The sequence below is a fragment of the Aquiluna sp. genome (assembly GCF_965064355.1).
This window is the reverse complement of the sequence record NZ_CBCHRQ010000096.1, coordinates 1-3330: the sequence shown is the minus strand read 5'-3', so window position 1 is coordinate 3330 and position 3330 is coordinate 1. Positions and strand designations below refer to the sequence as shown.

The 3330-nt window shown below is 53.1% G+C and carries 4 protein-coding genes; 1 reads left to right on the top strand and 3 read right to left on the bottom strand.

The genetic code is table 11. From position 1 onward, the window contains the following. Complete coding sequence (locus AC128V_RS06865) at positions 1–660, bottom strand: TrmH family RNA methyltransferase (protein ID WP_482763930.1); 660 nt, start codon at positions 658–660, stop codon at positions 1–3. A 30-nt stretch (positions 661–690) separates the two neighbouring features. Here AC128V_RS06865 and AC128V_RS06860 point away from each other — a divergent pair, with 30 nt between their 5' ends. After that, positions 691–1461, top strand: coding sequence for an HAD-IIA family hydrolase (locus AC128V_RS06860; RefSeq protein ID WP_482763929.1), 771 nt, complete (start codon positions 691–693; stop codon positions 1459–1461). Here AC128V_RS06860 and AC128V_RS06855 read toward each other — a convergent pair. Next, complete coding sequence (locus AC128V_RS06855; RefSeq protein WP_482763928.1) at positions 1458–2663, bottom strand: MFS transporter; 1206 nt, start codon at positions 2661–2663, stop codon at positions 1458–1460. The two genes, AC128V_RS06860 and AC128V_RS06855, sit on opposite strands and share 4 nt — an antisense overlap. Before the next feature lie 7 nt (positions 2664–2670). Further along, a complete protein-coding gene (gene pyrE, locus AC128V_RS06850; protein ID WP_482763927.1) occupies positions 2671–3237 on the bottom strand; it encodes an orotate phosphoribosyltransferase in 567 nt (188 codons plus the stop codon). Between the last annotated feature and the right edge of the window lie 93 nt (positions 3238–3330).

The following is a 3330-nucleotide window of genomic DNA, read 5'->3' as shown; positions in this document are numbered from 1 at the left end:
CTAACTAAAAACGTGCTGCATCACCCAAGAGTGCATGGTTATTGCAGCTGCCGCTGATGCATTGATTGATCTTGTGGAACCGAACTGAACAATCTCCAAAACCATGTCCGCACCATCCAGAGCTGCCTGCGATAGTCCCGGGCCTTCCTGGCCAAATAGGAATACGCACTCTTTTGGCAATTGAACATTCTCGATCTGCTTGCAGCCCGGAACGTTGTCGATCGCAATGATCGGAAGCTTGCCGCCGGTTGAACTTGCAGTCTTTGCCCACTCAATTAGGTTGTCAACGTCGGGCCGGTGGGTAACGTGCTGGTAGCGGTCGGTGACCATTGCACCGCGACGGTTCCAGCGGCGATTACCGATGATGTGAACCTCTTTTGCCATAAAGGCGTTTGCGGTTCGAACGATCGAACCGATGTTTAGATCGTGCTGCCAATTCTCGATAGCAACGTGATAGCCGTGGCGCTTGGTATCCAAGTCCGCAACAATCGCCTCCATTGACCAGTAGCGATAGACATCAATCACGTTTCTGGTGTCGCCATTTGCCAGTAGCTCTGGGTCAAACTTTGAAAAATTTGGGTCCTTGGCAGGATCGCCCGAGTACGGCCCTACTCCCCAGGTTGACTGCTCGTGGGTTCCGGTTAGGTTTTCTTCACTCATCTTCGCTAAGCCTAAAGCTAGGCTGGACGTATGACTGGGCGTTCAAGAGTAAAAAACTGGCTTACCGACATGGATGGCGTGCTTTGGCACGAGGGAATGCCAATTCCTGGAGCTGTTGAGCTAATCAAAAAGTGGCAGGACGAGGGAACCGAGTTCCTGGTTTTAACCAATAACTCCAGCTACACCCCAAGAGATTTGGCAGCCAGGCTGCAGGCCGGTGGACTGAACGTCCCTGAGGAGCGCATCTACACCTCAGCCCTTGCCACGGCAGATTTCATAAAGTCCCAAAAGCCTCACGGCACCGCATTTGTTATTGGCGAAGTCGGCCTCACCACCGCAATGCACGAAATCGGCTATGTGATGACCGAGGTTGATCCGGACTACGTAGTTTTGGGCGAGACCAGAAACCTAAGCTTTGATGCCCTAACCAAAGCGGTTCGCCTAATCGGCAAGGGTGCCAGGTTTATTGCCACCAACCCGGATGTCACCGGACCTTCTGCAGATGGACCACTTCCAGCCACCGGTTCGGTGGCGGCTTTAATTACCGCTGCGACCGGCAAGGCTCCATACATTGTTGGAAAGCCAAACCCGATGATGTTTAGAAGCGCAATGAACAAGATCAATGTCCACTCCGAGGACACCGCAATGATTGGTGACCGCATGGACACCGACATTGTTGCCGGAATCGAAGCCGGACTTCACACCATTTTGGTTCGAACCGGCATCTCGGATGACGCTGAAATAGCGAAGTATCCGTTTAGACCAACCGAGATTCTTGATTCAGTAGCAGATCTAATTTAGCTATCCAGCTCTTTGATGTATTTGTTGGTTGCCACTAATACCCCTGCGACCAAGACACCTAGCGATAACGCAAGGTAGATCGGCTTCACGCCAAAGGCATCAACCGCCCCGCCAACCAGAACCATAGAAATCATTGGTCCGGCTGACCAGACTGTCATCTCTAAAGAGAAGACGCGTCCGCGCTTATTGGCCGGGATTTTGGTTTGAATGACGGTGTTCAGTAGCGGCAACAGTGGACCCCATGCCAAACCGAGAATCAGACCGAAGAAGATCATTGCCCACTGCGGAGGTATCTGGCTCATTGGGATCATGGATAGCGGGACGCCCAATATTCCGATTCGAAGAATATTTGAGTAGCTGATTCGCTTGTGAATCCGCTCGAAGAACAATGCTCCAAACACCGCAGCAAAAGCCATCGCCGACACCACAAGCCCTAGGCCTTCAGGGTCGCCCATTTCGTTGTAGGCGGTAGGAAGAATCAACATCTCGGTTGGGAGATAAATCAGCGCCAGCGTCATAATCGCCGACATCAAAACCAAGACCGAAGGGGTTGCGAAGAGGATCTTGAAACCCTGGATGGCGTAGATGTAGAACGGTTCTTTTTCGCTCTCGTCGTTTGGCTCATGCTGCTCGGTCACCCTAATCAGTAGTGCAAAGAATGCCGAAACAGCACCAAAACCTGCCACCACCCAGAAGGTGTTTGCTGAACCCATTGCAGCGATGCAGAAGGTTGCGAGCGCCGGCCCGATTGCAAAACCGGATGCATAGACAGCCTCGTGGATTGAGTTGGCACGATCCAAGGTCAGTTTTCCCGCAGCCGCGACGTCCGGAACCAAAGCCTTTCGCGCTGTTGCACCGCCAGGGGCCACCACAGCTCTGAGAATGCCGATGCCAAACAGAGCCGGCATCGTAAGTTGCCACAGACCAGCGAAAATCGGAATCATGATCGAGGTCAGCACTGTCAGAAGCTCAGACACGTTCGCCATGTTCTTTCTGCCGAACTTGTCGATAACCGACCCCAAGACTGGAGACAGCAACAATGCAGGGATAGCGGTCAAAGAAACCACTAGCCCAGCCGCAGTCGAGGTGCCAGTTATCTCCAGTGCTATCCAGGGAATTGCGATAAACACCATCGAGCCAGAGATGACGCTGGTGATCGATGAGATTTGCAGCAATACGAACGGCGCTAAGTTGCGCTTCACAAAAGACCTACTTCGTTAGACCTAGGTCTTCTAGGGTGATGGCGGTCAAATATGCAAAGCCGGCTGCCTCAATGGCCTGGCGTGCACCGGTGTCGCGATCCACAACTGTTGCCACCGCAACTACGTTCGCTCCTGCTGCAACCAAAGCCTCGGCTGCAGTCAGCGGTGAACCACCGGTTGTTGAGGTGTCCTCAAGAACAACCACTCGCTTACCAACAACGCTTGGTCCCTCAACCTGCCGGCCCATACCGTGTGCCTTGGCTTGCTTGCGAACTACGAAGGCATCTAGCTTGCGACCTTGAGCGGCAGCTTGGTGCAATAGAGCGCTAGCAACTGGGTCTGCCCCCATGGTCAGACCACCGGCTGCGTCAACATCACCAAAACCGTTGTCATCCAAAAGCTTGAGCATAACCTTGCCAATCAAAGGAGCAGCCTCGTGGTGCAGGGTTGCCCTGCGAAGATCAACGTAGTAGTCGGCCTCTAGGCCTGAAGAGAGTGTCACCTTGCCATGAACAATTGCCAGCTCTTTGATTAGTTCAACAAGTCGTGGCTTATCCGGTGCGGTGAAGGTCATGTGCCAAGGCTAGCAAGGTTTGCTGGTTAGAGTTGTGAGGTGAAAATCGCAACCTGGAACGTCAACTCCGTTCGCGCTAGAGCGCCTAGAGTC